The organism is Aquimarina sp. (assembly GCF_977115655.1).
Genome location: NZ_CDSBKO010000004.1, coordinates 26,797 through 52,530, shown reverse-complemented (window position 1 = coordinate 52,530; position 25,734 = coordinate 26,797). Strand labels below are relative to the sequence as shown.

Annotated in this window: 20 protein-coding genes; 14 read left to right on the top strand and 6 right to left on the bottom strand. The window is 31.6% G+C overall.

All coding sequences use genetic code 11. The features are described from left to right. Positions 1-104: 104 nt before the first annotated feature. On the bottom strand, positions 105-3,176 hold the full coding sequence (locus ACZIYX_RS02875) for a SusC/RagA family TonB-linked outer membrane protein (RefSeq protein WP_462680689.1): 3,072 nt from the start codon (positions 3,174-3,176) through the stop codon (positions 105-107). 319 nt (positions 3,177-3,495) lie between these two features. On the opposite strand from ACZIYX_RS02875, the gene ACZIYX_RS02870 reads away from it, so the two are divergent. The 4 genes from ACZIYX_RS02870 to ACZIYX_RS02855 all read left to right on the top strand — a co-directional run bounded on the left by ACZIYX_RS02870 (position 3,496) and on the right by ACZIYX_RS02855 (position 8,183). Continuing rightward, on the top strand, positions 3,496-3,957 hold the full coding sequence (locus ACZIYX_RS02870) for an Lrp/AsnC family transcriptional regulator (RefSeq protein ID WP_462680688.1): 462 nt from the start codon (positions 3,496-3,498) through the stop codon (positions 3,955-3,957). Between the two features lie 185 nt (positions 3,958-4,142). Then, positions 4,143-5,174 (top strand): hypothetical protein, encoded by a 1,032-nt coding sequence (locus ACZIYX_RS02865; protein WP_462680687.1) that lies wholly within the window; start codon positions 4,143-4,145, stop codon positions 5,172-5,174. Between the two features lie 424 nt (positions 5,175-5,598). Then, on the top strand, positions 5,599-7,797 hold the full coding sequence (locus ACZIYX_RS02860; protein ID WP_462680686.1) for an ATP-binding protein: 2,199 nt from the start codon (positions 5,599-5,601) through the stop codon (positions 7,795-7,797). After that, complete coding sequence (locus ACZIYX_RS02855; protein WP_462680685.1) at positions 7,794-8,183, top strand: response regulator; 390 nt, start codon at positions 7,794-7,796, stop codon at positions 8,181-8,183. The genes ACZIYX_RS02860 and ACZIYX_RS02855 overlap by 4 nt, the downstream gene beginning before the upstream one ends. A 32-nt stretch (positions 8,184-8,215) precedes the next feature. Here the strand turns inward: ACZIYX_RS02855 and ACZIYX_RS02850 are convergent, their stop codons facing one another. The 3 genes from ACZIYX_RS02850 to ACZIYX_RS02840 form a co-directional block, all read right to left on the bottom strand. Further along, positions 8,216-9,325 carry a DEAD/DEAH box helicase gene (locus ACZIYX_RS02850; protein WP_462680684.1) on the bottom strand — a complete coding sequence of 370 codons (1,110 nt, stop codon included), beginning with the start codon at positions 9,323-9,325 and terminating at the stop codon, positions 8,216-8,218. A gap of 89 nt (positions 9,326-9,414) precedes the next feature. Beyond that, on the bottom strand, positions 9,415-9,798 hold the full coding sequence (locus ACZIYX_RS02845) for a hypothetical protein (RefSeq protein WP_462680683.1): 384 nt from the start codon (positions 9,796-9,798) through the stop codon (positions 9,415-9,417). Positions 9,799-10,004: 206 nt separating this feature from the next. Further along, positions 10,005-10,895, bottom strand: coding sequence for a DUF72 domain-containing protein (locus ACZIYX_RS02840; protein ID WP_462680682.1), 891 nt, complete (start codon positions 10,893-10,895; stop codon positions 10,005-10,007). A 95-nt stretch (positions 10,896-10,990) separates the two neighbouring features. On the opposite strand from ACZIYX_RS02840, the gene ACZIYX_RS02835 reads away from it, so the two are divergent. From ACZIYX_RS02835 to ACZIYX_RS02825, 3 genes are all read left to right on the top strand, one after another. Continuing rightward, positions 10,991-11,728, top strand: a complete 738-nt coding sequence (locus tag ACZIYX_RS02835; RefSeq protein ID WP_462680681.1) for a LolA-like protein — start codon at positions 10,991-10,993, stop codon at positions 11,726-11,728. A gap of 120 nt (positions 11,729-11,848) precedes the next feature. Beyond that, complete coding sequence (locus tag ACZIYX_RS02830; protein WP_462680680.1) at positions 11,849-14,917, top strand: WD40/YVTN/BNR-like repeat-containing protein; 3,069 nt, start codon at positions 11,849-11,851, stop codon at positions 14,915-14,917. Between the two features lie 259 nt (positions 14,918-15,176). Next, positions 15,177-15,581 carry a glyoxalase gene (locus ACZIYX_RS02825; protein WP_462680679.1) on the top strand — a complete coding sequence of 135 codons (405 nt, stop codon included), beginning with the start codon at positions 15,177-15,179 and terminating at the stop codon, positions 15,579-15,581. Positions 15,582-15,876: 295 nt separating this feature from the next. Here ACZIYX_RS02825 and ACZIYX_RS02820 read toward each other — a convergent pair whose 3' ends face one another. Then, positions 15,877-16,824, bottom strand: coding sequence for a phosphoribosylaminoimidazolesuccinocarboxamide synthase (locus ACZIYX_RS02820; protein WP_462680678.1), 948 nt, complete (start codon positions 16,822-16,824; stop codon positions 15,877-15,879). Positions 16,825-16,972: 148 nt separating this feature from the next. Further along, complete coding sequence (locus ACZIYX_RS02815) at positions 16,973-17,929, bottom strand: PhoH family protein (protein WP_462680677.1); 957 nt, start codon at positions 17,927-17,929, stop codon at positions 16,973-16,975. Between the two features lie 263 nt (positions 17,930-18,192). On the opposite strand from ACZIYX_RS02815, the gene ACZIYX_RS02810 reads away from it, so the two are divergent. From ACZIYX_RS02810 to ACZIYX_RS02780, 7 genes are all read left to right on the top strand, one after another. After that, positions 18,193-19,023 carry an SAM hydrolase/SAM-dependent halogenase family protein gene (locus tag ACZIYX_RS02810; protein ID WP_462680676.1) on the top strand — a complete coding sequence of 277 codons (831 nt, stop codon included), beginning with the start codon at positions 18,193-18,195 and terminating at the stop codon, positions 19,021-19,023. 26 nt (positions 19,024-19,049) lie between these two features. Then, the gene (locus ACZIYX_RS02805; protein WP_462680675.1) at positions 19,050-19,334 is read left to right on the top strand and encodes a putative quinol monooxygenase; all 285 of its coding nucleotides are present in this window, start codon (positions 19,050-19,052) and stop codon (positions 19,332-19,334) included. Between the two features lie 64 nt (positions 19,335-19,398). Then, on the top strand, positions 19,399-21,798 hold the full coding sequence (gldG, locus tag ACZIYX_RS02800) for a gliding motility-associated ABC transporter substrate-binding protein GldG (protein WP_462680674.1): 2,400 nt from the start codon (positions 19,399-19,401) through the stop codon (positions 21,796-21,798). Positions 21,799-21,925: 127 nt separating this feature from the next. Then, the gene (locus tag ACZIYX_RS02795; RefSeq protein ID WP_462680673.1) at positions 21,926-22,648 is read left to right on the top strand and encodes an ABC transporter ATP-binding protein; all 723 of its coding nucleotides are present in this window, start codon (positions 21,926-21,928) and stop codon (positions 22,646-22,648) included. 182 nt (positions 22,649-22,830) lie between these two features. Further along, entirely contained in the window at positions 22,831-23,880 is a 1,050-nt protein-coding gene (locus ACZIYX_RS02790) for a hypothetical protein (protein ID WP_462680672.1), read from the top strand. Between the two features lie 126 nt (positions 23,881-24,006). Further along, positions 24,007-25,353 carry a DNA recombination protein RmuC gene (locus ACZIYX_RS02785; RefSeq protein WP_462680671.1) on the top strand — a complete coding sequence of 449 codons (1,347 nt, stop codon included), beginning with the start codon at positions 24,007-24,009 and terminating at the stop codon, positions 25,351-25,353. Positions 25,354-25,387: 34 nt separating this feature from the next. Next, a complete protein-coding gene (locus ACZIYX_RS02780) occupies positions 25,388-25,708 on the top strand; it encodes a hypothetical protein (protein WP_462680670.1) in 321 nt (106 codons plus the stop codon). The last annotated feature ends 26 nt before the right edge of the window (positions 25,709-25,734 follow it).

The following is a 25,734-nucleotide window of genomic DNA, read 5'->3' as shown; positions in this document are numbered from 1 at the left end:
TATTTTTTTAATGATAACAAGACATCCATCGTTATTTTTTCAATTATAAACCTCTGGTTATAAATTCATTGATTTGATTTTTTTGTTTTTGTTATTTATAGAGTTTAAAACCCTATATTTAGCCCTATTAGGAATGTTCTGGCTTGTGGGTAGGCTCCATAATCGACTCCTGCGGTTCTTGCATCGGAACCTCCCGTAGAACTTACTTCCGGATCAAAACCTTTGTATTTTGAAAATAAGTAAAGATTTTGACCTTCTAAATACAATCTCAAATCGTCAACAAATTCAATCTTTTTAAAAGTATACCCTAGGGTTGCGTTTTGAATTCTAATAAAGCTTCCATTTTCTAGAAATTGAGTAGAGCCTTCGTAAAAATTGGCATTGATAAAAGAAGCTCTTGGATATTCGGCTTGATCACCAGGCTGTCTCCATCTATCAAGAACATTTGTTGAATTATTTGCATAAACAGATGATAAACCTCCATCATTACCATAGCCTAAGTTTTCGTAGGTAGGACGTATTAAATTGTAAACCTCGTTTCCATAAGAAAAGCGTACAAAAAGGGAAAAGTCAAAATTCTTCCAGTTTACGGTATTAGTGATTCCTCCAAAGCCTTTAGGTAAAGCACTACCTATTATTTGTGCATCATCACCGTCAATTTCTCCATTTCCATCCAAATCTTGATACATAGGATCACCAGTTTGTGTATCTACACCCAAATACTTTAAACCCCAAAAGGATCCTACAGGTTGCCCAACTTGTAATACATGTGTAGGAGCTAAATCATTATAAGCGTTTAATAGAACATTATCTGTATTTAATTTTTTGATAGTGTTTTTTACATTTGTATAGTTAAAATTTATGTTCCATTTAAAATCTACGGTATTTATAGCGTTATACGAAATATTAAATTCGAATCCTTTATTTTCAATTTCACCACCATTCCTTGTTACAGTAGCAAATCCATTAGTTCCTGGAATAACATCTTCACTTAAAATATCTGTTTTATTCGATTTAAATATCTCAAAACTACCATTCAATTTATTAGAAAATAAGCCAAAATCGATACCTACATTAAGTGTTTTATTGCTTTGCCAAGTAAGATTAGGGTCTGCAATATTTCTAAGATTAATACCCGCTTGTCCGTTATAATTAGATGATCTGTAAAAATTTACATTTTGAAAATCTCCAATTTCCTGATCTCCTGTAAGTCCATAACTAAGTCTAAATTTCAAGTCATTGAACATGCCTTCTTTTGGAAAAAAATCTTCTTGAAAAACTCTCCATGCAAAAGAGGCTGATGGGAAATAACCAAATCGTTTGTCTTTTGCAAATCTTGAAGAACCATCTGCTCTAATTGTACCCGTCAATAGATACCTTCCTTTAAATCCATAATTTAACCTTCCAAAATATGAAAGCAATGAAAAAGAAGTTCCTGTTGATGTAGCTCCAATAATATTAGCTGCTCCCGAAATATTTTCAATACCTCCTGTAGGAAACCCTTGGCCAACTATTCTAGACTGGGTAGAAGATGTTTTTTGCAGCGAAGTACCCAGCAAAATATTTAGATCACTTTCTCCAAATGTTTTTGAGTAGTTAAAAGTGTTCTCGGTCAGTAATGTAGTTCCTGTAAAATTTCCTTCCAGTGCTTCTCCACTAACAGCTTCTGCATCAGCAGTAAGAGGGGATAAGAATTGGTTGTCCTTAAGTTGGTTATAATCTGCCGACAGAGTAGTTTTAAATATTAGCTCTGGAGTGATTTTATAACTTGCAAAAGCACTACCCAAAAAACGGTAGGATTTTGTAAAAGCTCTAATTTCTTTTGCAGATTTAACAGGATTGTCAGATAACCAACTTGCTTGATAATCTTCAAAAGATGCATAACTACCATCTGCATTATAAACAGGCATTAAAGGAGATGCACCTAGCGCATTAGTAATAATACCTGTATATGTATTATCATTAAAACTTCTTCTGTTATTAGAAAAAGAAGTAGATATACTAGACCCTATGTTAAATTTATCATTTACCTTATGATCCAAATTAAGTCTAAAATTATATCTTTTATAAAAACTTTCAATTACAATCCCTTCTTGATTAAAATAGCTGCCGCTTATAAAATATTTTGTTTTTTCACTCCCCCCTTTGGTCGAAAATTCATAATTATTAATCATGGCTGTTCTTAATACTTCATCTAACCAAACGGTATCAGTACCATCTAGATTAAAATTTTCTAAAGAATCTGTAAGTATAGAAGGATCAAAACCAGCACCAAAAATAGAATTGTCTTGATTATATGCATTCAAATCATTTGCTCTGCCTTCTTCAATAAGTTCGACAAATTGGTTTGAGTTTAAAAACTCTATTTTTCGTGCTACTTTTTGAAAGCCCGTATAGGTATTGAAATTAAAAGATGTTTTACCATCTTTACCTCTTTTAGTGGTTATAAGGATAACACCATTAGCAGCTCTAGCTCCATAAATGGATGAGGCAGACGCGTCTTTTAAAATTTCTATGCTTTCAATGTCATTGGGGTTAATATCTGAAACCGAAGAAATATTTTGCCCTTTACCAACAATATTTCTGTCCGTATCAAACGATGTTGACAAAGCCGAATTGCTTTCGCTTACCAACGGGATTCCATCAACCACATACAAAGGATTACTATTACCTCTTACACTTACCAGCAAACCTGCACCAGGTGTACCAGAAGGTGTTGTTACATTAAGCCCAGATACTTTACCTTGAATACTACTGGATAGATTTGCATTAGGTTTGTCCTTAAAATCTTTGTTCTTGATAGAAGAAATAGCCCCTGTTATCTGGCTTTTTTTCTGAGTTCCATAGCCAACCAGAACAACATCATCAAGTTGTTGAGAGTCTTCCTGCATCTCCATATTTATAATGCTATTTGTTCCCACCGTGGCTTCTTTGGTTATGAAACCAATATAGCTGAATACTAAAACATCTTCAGCATTTGCTGTAATTTCATAATTACCATCAAAGTCGGTAACAACTCCATTTGTGGTTTCTTTAATGATAACATTTACTCCTGCAAGTAATTCATTACTTCCAAAGGCTCGGACTGTCCCTTTTACGTTCTGTCCAAAACTCACAAAACTAACCATGCAAAATACGCCTGTTAAAAGAATGAGTTTAAAAATAATTTTTATCATAAATTTAAGTTTACTAAATTAAATTACGTTTTTGAATATTTATTCTATTGCAATATCTATTTGTCAAACGGTTCTAAAAAGGTGTCAAATGTATTTTTTTAAAACACTCAAATAATTAATAATCAATATTTTAATGAATTAAATTTTGGTCATCTTTTAGTCATGACCTTTTTATTTTCTTAAAAACTTACCTAATAGCTTAATAATACACAAAAAATTGAATATTTTAGCATTATATACAATAAATCAAAACAATTATGCATATTTTATCGTATTTACTGTATAATTGAAATATTTTACAAAGTACATCAATAACATTATGTCAGATAATCTTGATTTTGAAATATTAAAGCTTCTTCAGGAAGATGGAAGAATGTCTTTTACAAATATAGCTTCTAAGCTAAAAATAGCTGTAAGTACAGTACGAAACAGGTATGTAGCCTTAATAGGGAATGATACTTTAAAAATTATAGGGAGAGTTAATCCAGAAGCAATTGGCTTTAATGCGTATACAAGTGTATTGATAAGCGTTAAACCAAAAACATTATTGCATGAGGTTAGCGAAAAACTTATTGATATCCCAGAGGTAAGCTTTTTAGCGATAACTTCAGGTGAATTTGACTTAGAATTAAATGTGCAATGTAGAGATATGAATCATTTAATGGAACTGTTAAAAACTAAAATACATACTATTGAAGGCGTTTTTGATACGAAAACTAATATGTATCTTAAAGTACTTAAAATAGCACAACCAAATTTGGATCTAGCCAAAAACCAATAATACTCATTTCATGTGTTTATATTTGTTGTTTTTAATAGGATCGCGATATCCATATAATAATTTTACTTGGTTATCAAGCTTTAATTATGGCTGTTTTCATGGTTTTTATAAGATTTATGATAATAAGCAGAACTTTTGTTATCTTGGTTCATGAGTAAATTAACAATCTGTTATAAAAAAATTATATGGGGTTTTTGCATATTAAAAGAGCTATAGAACATGATGAAAGGATACTTTCTTATCTATCTTTAAGAACCTCCAGGTTAGAATGGCAGTCCTTTACCAGATCTCATTTTAATTATATATCAAATTATATAAACAGTTTTATTACTGAAAAAGTAATTGAAGATCCTCGATTGGTTTTAGAATCTCTTATTATAGGAAAAGATTTTTATTATTCTTTATCTGAAAAATACGAATTTAGAACTATTGAAGATTTTACAGATTTTTTAATAACGCACAAAAATAAATTACCTTTTTCATGGATTAGCGGAAAAACGATACAAAGTTATTGGAATAATGGTGAACCAAAACAATTGAAGCTAAATGTATTACTTGTTTTCTTAAATATTTCTCAAAAAGAATGGGATAATTGGAAATATGGAACACCACAAATCACCGTTGACCAAGTAGGAGTGGAAAACACAGGTCTCCCATCTGAATATAATGTTCTGAAAAACTCATCTTACCACAACATTTTAAGTAAATATTATACAGGTAGTTATCATTTGTATTATGTTAACACAAATAATAATAACAAAATAGTAAAGGCTCCTTTTATTATTAAAGAAGAGGATGGCGCTATTATTGCCGAAACTTGTACAGAGGGGCATAGATACAGGAGTTTCCCTGCCAAAATAATTCAACGAAATATTTATTTTTTATGCAAAAATTTAGATTGGGATGAATTTGAAACCCATTTAATTAATATAGGCTTAGAAACTAAACCAGAAATTTTGTTTGGTGTGTCTATAGCATTAACTGTTAAAGAAGGTTTGCCTGTTGGGATAAAAAATGTTTTTGTAAAACAAAGTGCTGACATCAATATTTTAAAAGAAGTTGAAGAAAAAACAATAGATTTAAATCAAAACGAAAGCGATGAAGAAGAGTCGGTCGTACTAAACTATTTCAAGCAACAGCAAAACTCTATTCATTACGCAAATCATTGCCGTAGTTTTGAAGATTTAAAGAATTTTGTTAATAATAAGGACAACTAATTTCTATCTATGTCCCATTAAAACTAGTTCAATTTTTAGTATTGGCTCTAGTTTATAATAGATAATAGCATTGATAATTTTATCGAAACTCAGTATATCCCATCCCCACCCAGAAGTAAGGATGTCAAAAATTATAAACCTATACCAGGATTTAGTTAATAATCTGTAAACTTTTTTAGGACGAGCCAAAAGTCCTTCCCGAAGGGAAGGATTTTAGGATGAAATAAACATATTTAAATCAATTAAATATATGTTTTCACAACTATCAACGCTATTATAAACCAGAGCCTTAGTATTCTGTACAAATAGAATCTTAATCCAAACTTTGGATTTTGCGTTAGAAAAGAAAAAAAGAAATCTTGCTGATAAAATCTATCTCGATCACAAATCATTTTGTAACTTTAAGTAGAATTAACTTGTACTTATGCCATTCACCTTAGAAGAATTTAAAATTTTATCTGAAAAAACACTTCTTTTCCTCTTTATTTTAAAAAAAGACGGAACAATAATCTCTTGCAATAGCAGATGTAACATACTATTTCCTTTTTGCAAAAATGAAATTAAAGGAAAATACATTACTGATTTTATATTAGACGAAAATGTTGAAGTTTTTAAACGATTAGTTTTCTGTTTATCTAATGAAAATCATATAAAAAGTGAGTCTTTTAGTTTTCCTGTTGCAAAAGAAGGTATAATATCCCTTAAATTTGATTTTACGCTGTATAACAATCTAATTTACGCTACAGGAATAGATACCACAGAAGAGCATAAAGAACATAAATCGCTACTTACTATTTCAAAATTAACCAAGACAGGTGCTTGGCATTTTAATCCTAAAAACAATGAGATTTACTGGTCTAAGGGTTGTTATAAAATAAAAGAATCTGACACTGATACTGCTTTAACCAATAATACTAATTTCTACCCTAAAGAGTCCAGAACAAGAGTAGAAAATTATCTTAAAAAGATTATTGACGAAAAAAAAGCACACGAATGTACCGAGAAAATTATTACTGATAAAGGAAATGAAAAATGGGTAAAAATTATCGGAAAACCAGTTCTATACAAAAATGAAGTAATCCAGGTATATGGTACTATTACAGATATTACAGACCGGCATAACTATATTCAAAAATTAAAATATAGTGAAGAAACCAAACACTTAGCTTTAAAAGGGATACAATCGGGTCTGTTTGATTATCATGTAAAAAAGAATGAGGTATTTTACAGTTCTGATTTTAAAAAAATGCTGGGATTACCCCTGGATCAAGATTTTGTTCCCGAAAAAGAGTTTATCAAGATGATACACCCCGATGACCAAGAAAAAATGCTTAAGAGAAGATTGGATAATTTTAAAGAAAAAGGCAACTATTATTACAATTATTATCGGGTCAAACACCTTAACGATGGTTATAGGCATTATGAAGTATATGGATTCAAAAGAAAAAATTCTAAAGGAGAGGTTACCAGAATGATTGGTAATCTTATAGATGTAAATCAAAAAAAGAAAAATGAAAAAACCATATCCCAAAACAAAAACCGATTACAAGCAATGGTTAATAATGGATTTGCATATATGGTTTTGTTAGATACCAAGGGTAGAATCTTAATGACAGACGAAAAATCTATAGAAATCATAAAACAAGATTTTAATGTGGATCCTACCAAAGTAGCTTGCAGGTTTATAGATGTTACCCCTCTTAATTTTAAAAATTCTTTTGCTCATGAGTTTAATGAGGCATTAAAAGGAAACATTGTAAAAAAAGAAATTGAACGAATTACCCATAAAGGTGATTTACAGTGGCTTGAAGCCAAATACACCCCTATTTTTAATCAAAACAAAAAAACAAACTCGGTTCTGGTTAGTTTTCATGATATTACAGAACAAAAATTAGCAGAAATAGCTATTAAAGAATCCCGCATCAAAGAACAAGAGTTAAACAACCTAAAAACCAATATATTATCCAACTTTAGCCACGAAATAAGAACTCCTTTAAACGGAATAATGACGATAAGTAAACTGTTGCTGGAGGAAGAAAAAACGGAAGACAGAAAAAAACTTATTGAGTATTTAGAAGAAAGCAAAGAAAGACTACTGGACACCATTAACAGTTTATCTAATTTTAGTGAAATAGAAGCGATAAAAAGCAATTTAAACATACAAGAATACGATATTAATTATACAGTAGAAACCTCGTATAGAGAACATAAACACATGGCTCAGGCAAAAGATCTTACTTACGAATTAGAGCTAGACCCAACCTCTCCGCAAGTAAAAATCGACCAAACTTTATTTAAGTCGGCATTAAACAATATAATCCACAATGCCATTAAATACACCAATAAAGGAGGCATAATAATTAAGATAAAAACAAAAAAATCAAAAAATAATGTTTATATTTCGGTTACTGATACTGGAATTGGGGTAGATAAAGACAATTTTAAGAAAATATTTGACCCTTTTGTACAAGAAAGTATTGGTTTAAGCCGAAAATATGAAGGTACCGGTATTGGTCTAAGTTTATCTAAAAGATATATTGAGATACTGGATGGACAGATAAAAATAAAAAGCAAAATAGGTAAAGGCACTAAATTTAATATTATAATTCCGAAATGCCTATGAAAATCCTCTACGTAGAAGATAATAAAATAAATGCAATGGTAATGGATAAAATGCTATCCAAAAATAATTCTGATGTTATCATTGCAGAAAATGGCTCACAAGCTCTTAAAATTGTAAAGCAAGAAAGCCTGGATCTTATTCTTGTGGATATAAATTTAGGGCTTAATCAAATGGATGGCTGTGAGTTACTTCAAAGGTTTCGCAAACTAGATATACTTAAAAATATTCCTGTTTTTGCTGTAACCGCTTATGCCATGCCTGGTGATGAACAACGATTTATAAATGTTGGCTTTGATAATTATTTTTCTAAACCCGTAAATTTTGAACAACTTTTATCGGTAATCTCCAAAATAGGATCCTCTCTAAATAAAAAAGAAACTATTTGATTTTTTTTAGAAAAAAAACACACACTACATTCTTATCTAATTTGATTAAATCTAATACTTAGCTCTTTTTCCAAATCTCTAATGATTTTCACTTCAGATTTTGTCACTAGGGCCAAGGATATTCCTTTTTTTCCCGCTCTTGCTGTTCTTCCGCTTCTATGCGTATAATACTCTATTTGATCCGGCAATTGATAATGTAACACAAAAGCCAAATTAGCCACATCAATACCTCTTGCCGCAACATCTGTAGACACCAATAATTGTAATGTTTTATTTCTAAAAGCTCTCATTACCTTATCCCGATCTTTTTGAGTCATTTCCCCTTCAAGCAAGCCTACTTCAAAGTTTTTAGCTTTTAACTGCTTATAAAGTGTTCTTGCAGCAGCTTTAGTTTTTGTAAAAACAATACCCCTTCCATCTTTCTGTGTCTTTAAAAAATAAATTAAAGTATCTAATTTGTTCGCCTCATCCCCAACAACAAATTGATGTTCAATACCTTTATTAACAGCATCATCTTTATCTACAGTAACCTTTACCGCATTATTACTTACATAAGAGTTTATGATCTCGTTTAAAGAGGCTGGCATTGTTGCAGAAAAAAGCCAGATATTTCTGTCTCCTTTAGTTTTTGCCAAAATAGTGGTTAGATCTTTTTTAAACCCCATACTCAACATTTCGTCAGCCTCATCCATTACTATAGTTTTAATTTTAGAAATATCTATTGCTTTACGGCTCATTAAATCAATTAATCTACCCGGGGTTGCCACAATAATATGTGTAGGTTTCTTAAGTCTTGATAGCTGTATTTCTATTTTCTCTCCACCATACACAGATTCTGTAAAAATTTTATCTGTGTATTTTGTATATTTAAAAAGTTGTTTTGCTATTTGCTGTCCAAGTTCTCTTGTCGGAGCCAAAATCAAAGCCTGCGTATGTTTCTTTGAAGGATCTATCTGAGATAATATAGGAATCCCAAAAGCTGCCGTCTTTCCTGTTCCTGTTTGTGCCTTGCCAATAAAATCAGTTTGACTATTTATCAATACCGGAATTGCTTGTTCCTGTATTTTTGTAGGCACACTAATTCCCATTTCTTTAAGACCTTTATCAAGGTCTTTGGACACTCCCAATTCTAAAAAAGTCATACATCTCTTATTTAAGTTGCAAAAGTAAACGAATATCTATTCATAATTCAACTTAATTAAAAAATAACCTGCAAGATCAATAAATAATTTTAACAAGTAATACTCATAAAGTAATCAAAAAACTGTTTTTTAAGAGATAATCCTTTTTTATGAGAATGAGATTTGTTCATACAAAAACCACCTGAGCAATTAAAATCTGCTCCCTCATCTAATGTTATTACATCCAGCAAACTAACCTCATGGCCATGTTCATGATCAAAATGATCCTTACTTGTATCAATATCAAAAGTGTAAGAAAAAACCTCCTTTCCAAAAAGCATAGCATCTTGTTTTACAAAAGGATTAGAATTTGACGATAATATGTTTTCCTGCTCAAGAATAAATGAATCAATAAAATTACCGGACTGTGAATATCCCATATTAATAACCAATAAAAAAGCCGCAGAAATAGTGTTAAGTAAAAGTTTATTCATATAGTTAAATTAAATGATTACAGGGTAATTTTTATTAGTACTCTTAAGATACTATTCATAAGAAAAAAAAGTGTTTTCACACAAATACATCTCAAAATACATCGGCAAAATACATATATATTCGTTAAAAAACAATTTTTGTTAAAATTTTAACATTTAAAAAGTAAGGGAATACCGTTAAACAAGAAAAAAAGCTAGTAAATACTCTAAAACAAAATAAGATTATCTGAGGGATGATCTGGCAAATTTAATTTTGTTTCTAAATGATTGTTCAATTTATTTATAAAGTGCTTAGAAAGTAAAGGGGATTCTAATTCAATATTTTGGTGTATAAAAAAATGTATCTTGTTTATCCCTTGCTTTTTCCATTCTGCAAGTCTTTTTGTCCAATCCTCTAACCTATCATAATCCGACTCATGGTTTGCCCCTACATACCTTATAAATGCCTCATCATTTGTAAGTCGCATGTGTAAAAGATCTCTTCTGCCAGCAGTATCTGTTATAATATTGGTTATATTATTATTTTCCAGAAGATTATATAACTCATTTGCAACTACAGGATCATTAAACCAATCGGTATGTCTAAATTCTATAGCCAAACGTATCTCTCTTGGCCATTTTTCTATAAATCTTACAACTCTGTCAAAATCTTTGGGACTAAAATTACTATGCATTTGCAAGAATATAGTACCCAGTTTTTCTTTTAGGTGCACTACATGAGACAAGTACGTATCTACATAAGGCTGCACATCTTCATTTAATCTTTTTAAATGCGATATGTTTTGTACAAGCTTAGGAAAAAACTTAAATCCATACGGAGTTTTATCATACCACTTCTTAAATTGATCTTCAGAAAAAATCCTGTAAAACGTTGCATTAAGCTCTATACAATTAAACTGTTTTGAATAATACCCTAATTCGTCCTTGGTTCCCTTTGGGTAAAAACCTTTTAAATCTTGTTTATTCCACTTGGCACACCCTACATATACAGATAATTTTTCTGTAGATGTTTTTTTTAAAACCCTGGTTGTTTCCCTATTGTCCACAGGCAATATAAAATCTATAGAACCAGGGTCTTGTACTCTTCCAAATTTCATATCCAAATAATAAAGGTTAATAAATTAAGAATAAGTGTAACAAAAATAAAGTTAGACTGACTAATTTTATGAAAACATTATAAAAAATTATAAAAATGAACGCTTTAAAATCTATTTTGGTAGCTATTGTATTAGCTATTTCATCATCTTTTTACGCTCAAACTGCTGACGAAATAATTAATAATTACTTCGAGAACACAGGAGGTAAAGAAAATTGGGAAAAATTAGAAGGTATTACAATGAAAGGTGTAATGAAAATGCAAGGTATGGAAATACCTTTTGAACAGGTTATGATGAAAGATGGTCGCCAGGCTACTACTATTGATTTACAAGGCAATAAAATGGTTTGGGCTGCTTATGACGGAGAAACTTCATGGTCCAGAAATCAAATGACAATGGAAGCTGAAAAAAGTGACAATGAAGCTACCGAGAACATGAAAAAACAAATTAAAGACTGGCCTTCTCCCTTTTTAAATTACAAAGAAAAAGGCTATACAGTGGAGTTAGTAGGAAACGAAACTGTAGATGGAACTAATACTTTTAAAGTAAAAGTAACCAAAGACCCTATAACTGTTAATGGAGAATCTCTACCTAATATCTCTCATTACTATTTTGATACAGAAAACTTCGTGCCAATTATTGTTGAAGAAGAAATTCAGGATGGACCAATGAAAGGACAGAAAATAAAAATGTCTATTAGTGACTACCAAGAGGTTGAAGGTTTATACTTCCCTTTTTCGCAAAGTAGTGAATTTCAAAGTATGGACTTTAAAGAATTTGACCTAAATCCGGAAGTTGAAAAAACATTATTTTCCTTCCCTGAAGGAAAATAAATACAAATTATAACGTCCCCAAACTAAAAAATTGGGGATTTTTTTATTCGTATCTGAACTGTAAATTTTGATAGTTCAGGACATACAATACAAATTCATCAAACAAATAACCAATAATTTATGAGCAACAAATTTATAATTGCAGGTTTGACTATACTCTTTTCCATACATCTGCAAGCACAAGAAGTGGTTCTAAAAGGCAAAGAATTATTTGGAAACCTTGAAGCTCGACAAATCGGCCCTGCATTAATGAGCGGTCGAATTATCGATCTGGAAAACCACCCTACCAATAACAAAATTATTTATACCGGTACTGCCGGAGGTGGTGTTTGGAAGTCTTCAAATGGAGGTGCTAGTTTCAATTCTGTTTTTGACGATTATGCACAATCCATTGGTGTAGTTAAAATAGATCCCAATGATCCCGATAATACTGTTTGGGTAGGAACTGGTGAGATATGGACCAGAAATAGCGTCTCTATAGGAGATGGCTTATACAAATCAACAGACGGAGGTGCAAACTGGAAAAAAATGGGATTTGAAAATTCTGAACGAATTAGCAGTATCCAAATAAACCCAAAAAACTCTAATGAAATTTATGTGGGAGTTTTAGGGGCTTTATGGGGAGATAGTGAGGACAGAGGAGTTTATAAAACTACAGATGGTGGTAAAACATGGAATAAGATACTGTATCTTAATAACAAAACAGGAGCCAACGATCTTATAATGGATCCTAAAGACCCAAATGTATTATATGCTGCTATGTGGGAGTTTAGAAGAACCGCATGGGGTTTTAATTCTGGTGGTCCCAATAGCGCCCTGTACAAGTCTGTAGATGCAGGAAAAACATGGAACAAAATTCATAATGGTTTTCCCAAAGGAGATTTAGGAAGGTTTGCTATAGCAGTGGCTCCATCCAACCCAAATATAGTATATGCTGTAGTAGAAAGCAAAGAAGATAAAGGCTTGTACCGCTCTGATGACGCCGGAGCCAACTGGAAACTATTGAATGGAGATTTTGGTCTGGTAGTTAGACCTTTTTATTTTTCCAGAATTGTAGTAGATCCCAAAAATCCGGATATTTTGGTTAAAGGAGGTCTATTTGGATCTATATCCCGAGATGGTGGAAAAACATTTAAAAATCTGGGAAACATGCATGCCGACATTCATGATATTGTTTTTGATATAAACAACTCAGACATTATGTATGTAGGAACAGACGGGGGTATCTATAGAAGTTGGGATGGCGGATCCACTATGGATATGGTAGATAATTTACCTATTTCTCAATTTTATCATATTAGTGTAGATAATCAAGAGCCTTATAATATTTATGGAGGACTACAAGATAATGGCTCTTGGTGGGGCCCTTCTTCTTCTCCCGGAGGGATAGAAGCACGAGATTGGAAACCTGTTGGTCATGGAGATGGTTTTAGAGTACTCAAACACCCTACAAAAAACATCATATATTCTGAAATGCAAGGAGCGCAAAATGTATGGCGATATGATGTAGATAAAAACTATACCAAAAACATACAGCCACTTGCTATAAAAGGTGAAGCAGATTTACGTTTTAATTGGAATGCCCCAATGGCAGTTAGTAATCATCAACCAGATCGATTTTATATGGGAAGCCAATTTCTTCATGTAAGTGACGATATGGGAGATAACTGGAAAAAAATATCTCCGGATCTTACTACTAATGACCCTGCCAAACAAGATAAAGAATCCGGAGGTATTTCTGTAGATAAATCTGGGGCAGAAACACATACTACCATTTTTACTATTGCAGAATCCCCTCTGGATCAAAAAATAATTTGGGTAGGAACAGATGATGGTAATGTACAGGTTACTCAGGATGGAGGAACTACCTGGACGAATACAGTTGCCAATATACAAGGACTGCCAAAAAACACCTGGGTATACCATATTGAAGCAAGTTCCCACAACAAAGCTACTGCGTATGCTGTTTTTGATGGTCATACCTCTGGAGACATGAATACTTATGTATATAAAACTTCAGATTTTGGAAAAACATGGAAATCTCTTGTAACAGATGATATTAAAGGGTTTGCCAGAAATATACAAGAGGATTATGTAAACGAAGATTTATTATATCTTGGTACAGAATTTGGGTTGTTTATTACTATAGATAGCGGTAAAAACTGGTCGCACTTTACTAATAAAATGCCTGCTGCTGCTGTTCATTTTATTGATTTACAAAAAAAAACAAATGATTTGGTATTAGGAACTCATGGTAGAGGAATTATCATAATTGACGACATATCTCCGCTAAGACAAATAAATCAGGAAATGCTTGTTAAAGATGTTCACTTTTTTAACAGTAAACCCTCTGTTATTAAAGAAGAAAGTGGATTTGGAGGAGGAAGCACCGAGCTTCAATTCGTAGGAAGCAACCCTAATTCGTCTGCCAAAATTATTTATTACCTTAAAAAAAGGCATACTTTCGGAAAAATGACTCTTTCTATAAAGGATCAGGAAAATAATGAAATAGCAAGCCTTGTACCTAGCAAATCTAAAGGTATAAATATTGTAGATTGGAATTACAGAAAAAAAGCACCTAAAGTAGCCGCAGGAAAAACTTTTACTTTTGGTGGCTTTACTGCCCCAAGAGTTTCTGCAGGAAACTATAAAATAGTTCTTACAAAAGGTAATAAAGAATATGAAAGTACAATTATAGTACAAAATGATCCTGGTTCTTTAATAACAAAAGAAGACAGAACCCTACATAGTAAAACAACCCAAGAATTGTTTAATACGATGGAAGATCTTGCATACCTTGTCTATAAAATCGATCAAAATATCAATAAGGCTGAAGAAGTATTAAAAAAAGATCCGGCATCTCAAAAAATCACTTCTTCTTTAATTAAAGAATTAAATACCTTAAAAGAAACATTAGTAGTAACTACAGGAGATAATTATGTAGCAGAAGCAGAACCCGAATTACGAGAAAAATTAGCAAAGCTTTATGGTGAAGTAGCTAATCAATTCGAAAAACCTTCTGTTGCTCAAATAGAAAACAAAGAAGTCTTTGAAACAAAATTGAATGATGCGAGTGTAGCATACGAAAAAATAAACAACAAGCACATTTCTAAATTCAATAAATACTTAGAAAAAATAAAGGATACTCCTACAGAGGTTTTAAGCAAAGAAGATTTTATAAACAAATAAAAACAATCTCAAGTTTTACAGAGGTTGCCTTAAAAAAAATAAGGCAACCTCTTTGTATATAAACCAATCTACATATAGATAATACCATTTTAACTTAGTATTAAATTAACGTAGCCAAAAAACAAAAACGTTACATTCATACCATAAAATACATTCTATATTTACAGTAAACATATTGTTTATAAGTCGTTTAAAACTCTAATTACCTTTTTGGTTTTTGAGCACTACAATTAATTATTTTTAGTAAATCTTCATAATTATGGAAAACAGGGAATCAAAATTATTGGCAATTCGACCACAATTATTAAATGTAAGAGTTTCTGAAAACATGTCTGATGACGAACAGTTTCAGAATAAAACGATCCGGCCAATCGTAAAATTACAAGGAAATTTATTAATTGAAGTTTTTAAAAACTATATAAAAAAAAGAAAAAACACCTTTTATGAATTGTCTTTAGAAAAACGTTTTGACTTTATTGAGAATGCTATCCAAAAAGACATGAAATTCAGAAACAGTTTAAAAGGGATTATTATTGGTCAATTTACAGTAGAAGAGTATTTAATCTATATCAAAAATTCTTCTGCATTAAATAAGCGAATGATGAGTATTGTTAAAGAACGTTTGCAAGATAATATACAGTTATTAGAATATAAAGTAGCTTAACCCTTCTTTGTGTTTTAAAAATGACTAGTCCTAAAAAACTGCTACATTTTTTTAGGACTAGTTAATTACCAGATCATTTATGGTACCATTTAATTCTTAAATGAAATTACATTCAAATTCTGGTTTTTATACCAAATTAATTATGAAATGTCATATAAAAAACGAAATTGCTTTTTTGTTTTATAACGCTGTGATTGATTTGCATAGCAGTAGCTATGGAAATCACGAACAAAAAATAAAACAGAAAATAAATGAGTTTGGATGCGACATTTTATAGTTAAACTCGTATCCGTCTTTATTTTTTCAAATATCCTAATACATTCTTTTCAATCCGTTTTTCGATATCAGACACATCTCCTTTTTCAAAGGAAACACCAGTTATATTTTCATACAACTCAATATAGCGTTCAGAAACAGATTGTATATATTCCTCTGTCATATCAGGGATTTGTTGTCCTTCTTTGCCCTGAAAACCATTACTAATAAGCCATTGTCTGACAAATTCTTTAGACAACTGCTTTTGGGATTCTCCATTTTGTTGTCTTTCTTCGTATCCTTTGGCATAAAAATAGCGAGAAGAGTCTGGAGTATGTATCTCGTCTATTAATACAATCTTCCCTTCTTTGGTTTTTCCAAACTCATATTTGGTATCTACCAGTATCAACCCCCGTTTTGCTGCAATCTCTGTTCCTCGCTGAAAAAGTTTACGGGTATAATCTTCCAGAACCAAATAGTCCTCTTCAGAAACTATTCCTTTTAATAAAATATCTTCTCTGGAAATATCTTCATCATGCTCCCCGTTATCTGCTTTTGTAGATGGTGTAATAATTGGTTCAGGAAATTTATCATTTTCTTGCAACCCATCTGGCATAGACACCCCACAAAGCATACGTTTCCCTAATTTATATTCTCTTGCAGCATGCCCCGATAAATATCCTCTGATAACCATTTCAACCTTAAATGGTGTACAAAGATGACCTACTGCTACATTAGGATCTGGTGTGGCAATCAACCAATTTGGAACCAAATCTTCTGTTTCCTTCATCATTTTAGTAGCTATTTGATTAAGTATTTGTCCTTTAAAAGGGATACCTTTTGGCATTACTACATCAAATGCAGATAAACGATCTGTAGCAATCATTACCAAAAGATCATCATTTATATTATATACCTCTCTTACTTTTCCTTTGTATACAGATTTTTGATTAGGAAAATTAAAGTTTGTATCTACTATCGTGTTCATTACTTAATTTATGAGTGTTTTTAGTTTATGAGTTATATAGTATATGAGTAGTATATGTTTTTATTTGCGATTATTTAAACAAATTTTATGCTCTTAATCTCAAAACTTAAAACATTAACAAGCTCAATTACTTATTTCTCAACGAATTTTATCCGTTTCTGTTTTCAATATCTTTATATGCTGCGATTACTTTTTTTACCAATCTATGCCGTATTACATCTTTATCGTCCAGATAAATCATACCTATTCCCTGAATATTTTTTAATACCAGTAATGCTTCTTTTAATCCAGATGTAATCCTTCTTGGCAGATCAATTTGCCCGGGATCCCCAGTAATAACAAATTTTGCATTTTTCCCCATACGGGTCAAAAACATTTTCATCTGTGCATGTGTTGTATTCTGTGCTTCGTCCAAAATCACAAATGCATTATCCAAGGTTCTCCCCCTCATAAATGCCATAGGGGCAATTTGTATAACTCCTTTCTCGATAAGGCTTTCTAATTTTTCATTAGGGATCATATCTCGTAACGCATCATACAAAGGTTGCATATAAGGATCTAATTTTTCTTTAAGATCCCCTGGCAGGAACCCCAGATTTTCTCCGGCTTCTACAGCGGGCCGCGTAAGTATTATACGTCTGACTTGTTTTTCTTTCAAAGCTCTTACGGCTAATGCAACCCCGGTATATGTTTTTCCTGTTCCTGCGGGACCAATAGCAAAAACCATATCATTTTTATTACAAGACTCCACCAGTTTGCGTTGATTGGCAGTTTGAGCCTTGATCAACTTACCTCCTACCCCATGAACCAGTGTTTCGCCACTATTAGCCGAAGTTTCATAATCTTCTTTACTTTCGCTGGTAAGTACTCGCTCAATCACGTTCTCATCTATATGATTATATTTAACAAAATGTTCAATTAGCATATTCATGCGTTTATCAAACTCTTCGAGCATGTCTTCATCACCGTAAACCTGCATCTTACTGCCTCTTGCTACAATCTTTAACTTAGGGAAGTGTTTTTTTAATAGTTGAATATTGCTATTCTGTAGTCCGAAAAACTCTCTCGGATTTATATCTGTAAGTTCAATAATAAGTTCGTTCAAAAGCTATCCGTATTTTAGTATGATTTTTTTTAAGGATTGACTAAGTTTGCTAAAGTTATTTAGGTTTTGTAGGGAAAACAAAATAAAAATGAAAAACATATTGAAAAACAAACTTATCTCTTTTAAAATTAAGAGTATTAAAGAATGTAAACCTATAAGTTTTACTACCGTTTTTGAGTCCAAATAAAAACTTTAAGTAACTTCATAACAAATTTACATATTTTTAAGTGCTTACAACCAAAAGATATTAACAATTCGTATTTATGCCAATAATTACCTTAACTACTGATTTTGGGATCAAAGATCATTTTGTATCTGCGGTCAAAGGGGCCATTTATACAGAATTACCTGATGCAAAAATTGTGGATATATCGCATGAAATATCGCCTTTTCATATAACCGAGGCAGCATATATCATTCAAAATGCATATAAAAGTTTTCCTAAAGGAAGTATTCATATTGTAGGTATTGACAGTGAACTAAACCCGGAAAACAAACACATTGCTGTGCATCTTGACGATCACTATTTTATTTGTGCCAATAACGGATTAATAAGTTTGATAACCTCTGAATTTAATCCAGACAAGGTTGTTGAAATAAATATCCATGACGCTATTGTATCCAATTTTCCGGTATTAGACGTTTTTGTAACGGTTGCTTGTCATATTGCACGGGGAGGCACACTTGAGGTTATTGGAAAAAACACTCAAGAAGTTAAAACCATAAAAGGTATTACCCCTATCGTAAACCTAGGAGACAAACAAATCGTTGGGAGTATTATATATATAGACAATTACGGCAATTTGATTACCAATATTACCCGTAAATTATTTGAAGAAGTAGGAAAAGGACGTAAATTTAAAATCAAGGCTCGTACTGCTATTTTTGAAAATGTATATCATAAATACAGCGATGCTATTAATTTTGATATAGAAAAAAATAAACGGGAAGAAGACGGTAAAAAATTAGCTATTTTTAATTCTTGTGGATATTTAGAATTAGCTATCTATAAAAGTAATCCCAAAACTGTAGGTGGGGCTTCTAACCTGTTTGGCTTATATTATCGGGATACCGTTAGTGTTAGTTTTGAATAGTTTTATACCGTGTAAAAATAAGAAAAATGATTAAACGAATAGTAAAAATGGGATTTGTTCCTGATCAAATTGATGCTTTTTTAGAAAATTTTGAAAACAATAAAGATAAGATCAGAAATTTTGATGGCTGTAGTCATTTAGAATTATGGAGAGATATAAACCATTCAAATCAGTTTTTTACATATAGTTACTGGAAATCTGAAGAACACCTCAATAACTACAGAAACTCTTCGTTATTCAAAAGTGTTTGGAAAAACACCAAAAATAAATTTAATCAGAAACCAGAAGCATGGAGTATATCCGAAGTTTAACTTTTTTATAACATATAGCTTCCTTCATTTTCCTGATAACTGAAACTTCTAATTTAAATCAACTATGTTTGCATTAATCCAAAAAGAAATTAACACCTTTTTCTCCTCTTCCGTAGGGTATCTTGTTATTGCTGTTTTTTTGGTTCTTAACAGTCTGTTTTTATGGATTTTTAAAGGTCAGTTTAATATATTGGATAGTGGTTTTGCAGATCTTTCCCCCTTTTTTCAGATTGCCCCCTGGATATTATTGTTTTTGGTTCCTGCAGTAACCATGAGAAGCTTTTCTGAAGAAAAAAAACAAGGTACGCTCGAGGTATTGTTTACCAAACCAATTAAAACCTGGCAATTGACATTAGGAAAATATACAGGTAGTTTATGTTTAATTAGCATAGCTTTAATTCCCAGCTTACTTTATGTGCTTACAATATACCAACTTGGCAACCCTATCGGGAATATTGATATTGGTAGTATTACCGGATCTTATATTGCCTTATTTTTACTCTCATCCCTGTATACTGCAATAGGCATATTTTGCTCTTCGCTCACCAACAATCAAATTGTTGCTTTTATTAGTGCATTATTTCTATGCTTTATCTTTTACTTTGGTTTTAGCAGCCTTGCCAATTACCATATACTGGCAGCCGTTTCAGGTTTTGTAGAACAACTTGGGGGGCAAATGCATTATGAACGCATTAGTCAGGGTGTTATAGACACCAGAGATGTTATTTATTTTTTAAGTTATATATTGCTTTTCTTATTCTTCGCTATTATTTCGCTCAAAAAAGGAACTATAAAACAAAAAATAAAACCTCTTATCTTTATTTTGGGGGCAACTATCTTTATTTTTTTATCTGGAAATTCATTATATAAACGTTTTGATCTAACACAAGATAGTCGTTATACCCTTTCAAAAGCTACAAAAAATCTAGTCATTGAAGCAAAAGCCCCTGTAGTTATAGACATATTGCTCGAAGGGGATTTTCCTTCAGAATTTAAACGTTTGCAAATAGAAACCAAACAGTTATTAGAAGAGTTTAACGCCTTAAACCCAAACATCCAATATATTTTTACTAATCCATTAAAAGAAGAAGCTTTACGCTCACAAACTATAATGGAATTGCAAAAATTTGGTCTTACACCTATGGAAGTAAGTGTAAAAGAAAACGGAAAAACAGAGATAGAAACTGTAGTTCCCTGGGCTATTTTAAGTTATCAAAATAACAGTGTTAAAATCCCGCTTATAAAAAATACTATTGGAGCAACTTCTGAAGAACGTGTACAAAATTCTATACAACAGCTAGAATATGCTTTTGCAGACGGATTAACTAAACTTTTACATCCTAAAAAGCATAAAATTGCAGTGTTAAAAGGTAACGGACAATTACCCGATATCAAAATTGCAGATTTTATAAAAACCCTACAGAATTACTACTTTGTAGGAGCATTTACTTTGGATTCTGTTGCTAAAAATCCTGAAAAAACATTAGTGGATTTACAAAAGTTTGATATGATAATCAATGCTAAACCTACTGAGGCTTTTTCAGAAAAAGAAAAATATGTTTTAGACCAGTTTATAATGAATGGTGGTAAATCTCTTTGGCTTTTAGAATCTGTAGCGATGGAAATTGATAGCCTTATGAATCCCGAAGGGGCTTCTGTTGCCATAATGCAGGATTTAAGATTAGGAGATGTATTATTTTCTTACGGAGCAAGAGTTAACCCTGTTTTGATTAACGATTTGTACTCTGCCCCACTGGTATTGGCTTCTGGACAAGAAAATGAAACCCAATTTACTCCATACCCCTGGTTTTATGGGTCATTAACCAAAAGCACCAGTAACCATCCTATTGTAAAAAATATAGAATCTGTAAAATTTGAGTTTTCAAACCAAATTGATACCTTAAAAAACAGTATCAAAAAAACAATATTGTTAACCAGTTCTGATAAGTCTAAGACAGAAGGAGTTCCCAAAGAAATACGATTAGATAATATTATAAGAAGAAAACCAGATATAAGCAGCTATATCCAGGGGCCTCAAAATCTGGCTGTATTATTGGAAGGAAATTTTAAGTCTGCCTATAAAAGCCGAATAAAGCCTTTTAAAATAAAAAGTGACAAAGAAAATAGTAGCACTACAAAAATGGTTATTGTTGGAGATGGCGATATTATAAAAAACCAAACCCGAAAAGGACAACCAGTAGAACTGGGGTTTGATCCATCCATGAACCTGAAATACGGAAATAAAGAATTTTTATTAAATGTAGTTAATTATTTGTTAGACGACTCTGGTCTTATCGAAACACGAAGTAAAGAAATTAAAATAGCATTTTTAAATATAGAAAAAACCGTTGCAAACAGATCGATATGGCAAACTATTAATATTTTAGTGCCATTATTAATTTTATTCTGCTTTGGAGTTATATTCTCTTTTGTAAGAAGAAAAAAGTACCAAAAAAAATCTTAAAATTCTATTCTCTATCTTTGATAAATAAATAGCCCTGAATTTAAAACTATAAACCATCGAGTCTGAAACTCTAAATATTGTTCTTAAAACAGAAAATCTTTCTATTGGTTACCGAACCAAAAAGAAAATGAATGTTATTGCAACAGATATTAATCTTAAATTACATCAAGGTGAACTTATAGGGTTAGTAGGTGCTAACGGAATAGGAAAATCCACCTTGTTACGCACCTTATCCAGAGTACAACCTGCCCTGCATGGCAAAATCTTATTATCAGATCAGGATATTCAATCTTTTAAATCAATCGAACTGGCTTCGCAATTAAGTATCGTGCTAACAGAGCAAATTGCTTCAAAAAACCTAACCGTTCAAGAATTAGTAGCACTGGGCAGGCAACCATATACCAATTGGGTGGGAACAATAGCTGAAACAGATATAGAAAAAATACGAAAGGCAATCAAAATTACCCACATCACAGATTTAGTAAACAAAAGATGTTTTGAACTAAGTGACGGGCAAATGCAAAAGGTATTGATTGCCAGAGCAATAGCACAAGACACTCCTTTTATAATGCTGGATGAACCCACCACACATTTGGATATTTATCATAAAGCATATATTTTAAAACTATTAAAACGTCTTGCCTTCGAAACAAAAAAAACAATACTTTTTTCTACGCACGAAATAGATTTTGCAATACAACTATGCGATAAAATGATAGTTATGAATCGTGACGGGTTTGAGTTTGGAAGACCAAAAGAGTTAATACAATGTCGTGCATTCTCTTCTCTTTTCCCAGAAGATTTAATTCTTTTTGATACACAAACCGGTAGTTATAAGGTAAGAGGTTAAATACTTTTACTTTTTTACTATCAAAAAAAGGATATCTTTCTTCCTTTATTAACTCTTTAACGATTAAATGTACCTTTAATGGTTAAACAGTATCTATTCTATGGTATCTAACATACACCATTTAAACTAAAAACTATACTTTTATTCAGAATTTAAAAACCTATACAATTTTGAACAAAATTTTGAAACTTAAATCAATTTTAACCTTATTTATTATCACAGCCATTACATTTAGCTGTAGCTCTGATGATAATACAGACATTCAAGGTCCAAGTACCGAGACTACTTATGAATTAATCGTTAATACAACCAATGCTGGTAATATCGTTGAGCGTGATTTAAAAATCACTACTGCTGAGCTTAACTCAAAAGTTAAAGTAAATGTTACTTTTACTTCTGAGCAATCGATGAGACGATTATATATTGCTAAAAGTGAAAATGGAGGCACCTACGAACCTTTTGCATTTACAAACCAACAAGTAGATAAAAAAAAGGACGGATCTGTTGACCTTGTAGGGGATGACAAAAAAACATTTACTTTTAATATAGACTTTGACACTCCAAAAACTGTAGATGGTACTATAACTTATATTCTTTGGGCCACCACAGGAAGAGGAGATTTTAGAGATGTTAGCAAAAGAAATGCTATTGGTGAATTTGATTTTGGAACCATCACAATTACAGCAGGTAATGGAGCCGTAGGTGATGGATTAAAATCTTACACACAAACCATCCTTAATGCACCATTAGGAGATGGATCTTCTGGCACGTTTATGTCTGTTTTTGATGGAGAGATTTATAAAATTAATGAAGGAGAAGAATTAGCTGCTTTATGGGATTTTGGATATTACTACGGAGATACTAATAAAGCTTCTCTAGCATCTACATCAAATTACCCAAGCCTTTTTAACCATGATAATGATATAAACACCCCTCTTGTTGCAGTATCAACTTTAACCGGTGTTGCCCAGGAAGAGTTAAATAACTTCTACATAGCAAAAACTACAGAGATTGATTTTGATGCTATAACCAAAAGAGCCGATCTTGATGCAATTGTTAAGCCTGACACAGAGGTTGTGACCAAATTAATAGTTGGAGATATCCTAATATTTGTAGATGATTACGGTAATAAAGGAATGATAAAAATTACCGAAATAGTTCCTGGGATTGGAACTAGCGGTAAAATTACATTTGATATAAAAGTACAAACATCACAAATATTTAAACCATAATTTAATGATTATATTATAGTTAATCATTAACTACCAATTAATATAAGAAGCTATCTCTAAAAGGATAGCTTCTTTTTGTTTATGAGTCAATTTAGAATCTTTATCTTTGAATAAACGAAAGAGTACATGTCAGAATACACACCGATCATCATTGCTATACTAACAATGATAATTTCAATTATCGCTGGTTTTTTTATAGGTAAATATGTAATATCATTACAATATAAAAGCGAAAAAAGCACTGCCGATGAAAGAGTCAATCAATTATTAGTACAATTTAATGAACATAAAAACACCTCAGAAAAACAGTTATCTGAAATAACTAAAGAACGGGAAGAGATTCGTAGAGAAAAAGATTTTCTTAGTACAGAACTTACCCGTCGTAATTCTGAATATGAAAACTTACTGATAAAAAATCAAGAGCAAAAAAGTGAAGTCGAAAAACTTCAAGAAAAATTCACTAAAGAATTTGAAAACCTTGCCAATAAAATTCTCGAAGAAAAATCTAATAAATTTACAGAGCAGAATAAAGAAAACATCAAAAATATTCTGAGTCCTTTACAAGAAAAAATCAATACGTTCGAAAATAGAATTGAACAAACCCATAAAGAAAGTATCGATTACCATGCCGCTTTGCGCCAACAAATAATTGGTCTTAAAGATCTTAATGAACAAATGAGCAAAGAGACAACCAATCTAACCAAAGCATTAAAAGGAGATAGTAAAATGCAAGGTAATTGGGGAGAATTAGTACTGGAACGTGTGCTGGAAAAATCCGGGCTAGAAAAAGACCGGGAGTATTTTATGCAGCAAAGTTTTACAAAAGAAGATGGGCAAAGAGTTATGCCCGATGTCGTAATTTATCTGCCAGATAATAAAAAAATGATTATTGATTCTAAAGTAACGCTTACCGCTTATGAACGATATGTAAATGAAGAAGATAATGCTTTACAGGCAGTCCACCTTAAAGAGCATATTACCTCTTTAAAACGCCATGTTGACCAATTGTCCGAGAAAAATTATCAGGACTTATATGATATTGATTCCCCTGATTTTATATTAATGTTTGTGCCTATTGAACCTGCATTTGCAATTGCCATAAACCAGGACAATAAATTATATAATCAAGCATTTGAAAAAAACATAGTAATTGTTACCCCTTCTACCCTACTGGCTACTTTACGTACCATTGATACTATGTGGAACAACGAGAAACAACAACGTAATGCTATCGAGATTGCCCGACAAGCAGGAGCTTTGTACGATAAATTTGAAGGATTGGTTAAAGATCTTATGGGAGTTGGCAAAAAAATAGATGAAGCAAAAAAAGATTATTCGGCTGCAATGAATAAATTAGTAGAAGGTAAAGGAAACTTAATTACCAGCGTAGAAAAACTAAAAAAAATGGGAGCTAAAGCTAAAAAATCTTTACCCGAAGCTATTATTAACAGAGCAACAGACGAAAACGAATAAATCGTACTTTTATAAGAATTAAAAACCTGTAACTATGACATCTAATTTTCCAGAAATATTACTTAGGGTATTGGGGACTCTTTTTTATATCCTGCCAATTTTGCTTTTTATTATCCTTGCTATCTATTATATGGGTAAAACACAATCTTCAAAAGAAGGAACTTTAATTCTTATTGGTAATATATTAATCTTAATTGTTGCTATCCTACATCAATTTTTATATTTATTTATCGATGATCTTGGTATTGATTTATATACCATAATTAATGTTGGTATAAATACTATTTCCTTTATAGGATCTGTTTTATTCTTAATAGGCGTATATATTATGGTTCAAAAAATAATTAAACCCTGAAAAAAAACCTTAAAATTAAGAAACAA

Excerpts from the sequence above, each read along its gene's own strand:
- ACZIYX_RS02875 (WP_462680689.1), bottom strand. The coding sequence starts at position 3,176 with ATGATAAAAATTATTTTTAAACTCATTCTTTTAACAGGCGTATTTTGC.
- ACZIYX_RS02870 (WP_462680688.1), top strand. The coding sequence starts at position 3,496 with ATGTCAGATAATCTTGATTTTGAAATATTAAAGCTTCTTCAGGAAGAT.
- ACZIYX_RS02865 (WP_462680687.1), top strand. The coding sequence starts at position 4,143 with ATGGGGTTTTTGCATATTAAAAGAGCTATAGAACATGATGAAAGGATA.
- ACZIYX_RS02860 (WP_462680686.1), top strand. The coding sequence starts at position 5,599 with ATGCCATTCACCTTAGAAGAATTTAAAATTTTATCTGAAAAAACACTT.
- ACZIYX_RS02855 (WP_462680685.1), top strand. The coding sequence starts at position 7,794 with ATGAAAATCCTCTACGTAGAAGATAATAAAATAAATGCAATGGTAATG.
- ACZIYX_RS02850 (WP_462680684.1), bottom strand. The coding sequence starts at position 9,325 with ATGACTTTTTTAGAATTGGGAGTGTCCAAAGACCTTGATAAAGGTCTT.
- ACZIYX_RS02845 (WP_462680683.1), bottom strand. The coding sequence starts at position 9,798 with ATGAATAAACTTTTACTTAACACTATTTCTGCGGCTTTTTTATTGGTT.
- ACZIYX_RS02840 (WP_462680682.1), bottom strand. The coding sequence starts at position 10,895 with ATGAAATTTGGAAGAGTACAAGACCCTGGTTCTATAGATTTTATATTG.
- ACZIYX_RS02835 (WP_462680681.1), top strand. The coding sequence starts at position 10,991 with ATGAACGCTTTAAAATCTATTTTGGTAGCTATTGTATTAGCTATTTCA.
- ACZIYX_RS02830 (WP_462680680.1), top strand. The coding sequence starts at position 11,849 with ATGAGCAACAAATTTATAATTGCAGGTTTGACTATACTCTTTTCCATA.
- ACZIYX_RS02825 (WP_462680679.1), top strand. The coding sequence starts at position 15,177 with ATGGAAAACAGGGAATCAAAATTATTGGCAATTCGACCACAATTATTA.
- ACZIYX_RS02820 (WP_462680678.1), bottom strand. The coding sequence starts at position 16,824 with ATGAACACGATAGTAGATACAAACTTTAATTTTCCTAATCAAAAATCT.
- ACZIYX_RS02810 (WP_462680676.1), top strand. The coding sequence starts at position 18,193 with ATGCCAATAATTACCTTAACTACTGATTTTGGGATCAAAGATCATTTT.
- ACZIYX_RS02805 (WP_462680675.1), top strand. The coding sequence starts at position 19,050 with ATGATTAAACGAATAGTAAAAATGGGATTTGTTCCTGATCAAATTGAT.
- gldG (WP_462680674.1), top strand. The coding sequence starts at position 19,399 with ATGTTTGCATTAATCCAAAAAGAAATTAACACCTTTTTCTCCTCTTCC.
- ACZIYX_RS02795 (WP_462680673.1), top strand. The coding sequence starts at position 21,926 with ATGAATGTTATTGCAACAGATATTAATCTTAAATTACATCAAGGTGAA.
- ACZIYX_RS02785 (WP_462680671.1), top strand. The coding sequence starts at position 24,007 with ATGTCAGAATACACACCGATCATCATTGCTATACTAACAATGATAATT.
- ACZIYX_RS02780 (WP_462680670.1), top strand. The coding sequence starts at position 25,388 with ATGACATCTAATTTTCCAGAAATATTACTTAGGGTATTGGGGACTCTT.